1 protein-coding gene is annotated in these 1,198 nt (G+C 51.3%); it reads right to left on the reverse strand.

Annotated elements, in window-relative coordinates:
• Positions 1 to 1,173, reverse strand: a 1,173-nt coding sequence (locus PG881_RS23890) for an IS4-like element ISApu2 family transposase (protein WP_270803306.1), incomplete at its 3' end; no start/stop codon positions are given.
• Positions 1,174 to 1,198: the final 25 nt, after the last annotated feature.

Below are 1,198 nucleotides of genomic sequence, written 5' to 3' on the forward strand. Positions count from 1 at the left end.
CTCCAACTTCTCTGTTATTTCCTGCCACGCACCATGGATGATGCTCGCCAATATCGGCATTAACCAAAGCGCGCTGTTTTTGGCAATCTTCAGCATCGATAACTCCGCGCTGCCAATCAGCGTCAGCGCCAGCCGACGTTTGACCAGCAAGGCCAGCAAACTAGCCCAGATCAAGCCTTCCGCTATCGCTTTTTGTCGTGTCGCGAACGCCTTCAACCGGTTATGTGATTTCAGCTCTTTGAACAACAGTTCGATCTGCCAACGGCAACGATACAATGCCATCACCTTCTCGGCTGGCCATCGCTCACGCGGAAGATTGGTCATCCATATACAGAACCGTTTTTCCTCTGCAAACCAACGTCTTATGAGTCGATATTTATACTTTCCCGAACTCACATCCAGATCCAGAACCTCGGCTCTGCAGCTTCTCCGATCGATATCCTTGAGCTTTTTTCCGAGTAACTTGGGCATTTCCCTGCCGTCCTGTCGGTAAGCTGCCTGTACTTTGGGATTGAGATTTTGACTCCCTCTGACCAGATAGCTTCCTTTGGCTTTGGTCACATCAGCAAAGTACTCGCGGCTGATGTAACCGGCATCCGCCAATAACAGTTTGTTATTTAACGAATTTGCGGCCGGAAGATGCTTGCGCTCCGATTCGGTATCCGCCGTGATACTCATCGATATCGGCGACTGGTCCAGCAAGGACATGGTCATATGACACTCTACCGCAGCGGGGCTGTGCTTATTGAATCGGCCCGGGAAATGTTCTGCCAATTGCGGATGTAACGCGAATGACGACCCGTCCTGCAGCAGTACCTGCTCAAAGCCTGCCAGTCCGTGGGCGTCCGGTAGACACTCCTTGAGGCGTAAGGCGATGGCTCGTTCAACCAGTGCGCGCATGAACAAGGGAAAACCCTGCTTGCGTAACTGGTTGTGAAAGGGTTTATACGCTATTTGGTCAGTATCATGGAGCTGCAACGCATTGAAATGGCGATGCAAACCAGCAATACCATCCACCTTGTCGCAACCAAGCCCTGAGAGCAGAGCCGGGAGTAGTCTCGCAGGCTGGATATCCCGGAGTCGCTGACAAAAACCGGTAAATTTACCGATCCGGTTGAGTTCAGAAGAGCTAAGAAGTTGCTTGAGGTACTGGGTTGCATTGATAATAGTCATGGCTTCGGGCGTGTCGGTTTTTTTT

This window comes from Aeromonas sp. QDB54, from assembly GCF_027707385.1.
Taxonomy (GTDB): domain Bacteria; phylum Pseudomonadota; class Gammaproteobacteria; order Enterobacterales; family Aeromonadaceae; genus Aeromonas; species Aeromonas hydrophila.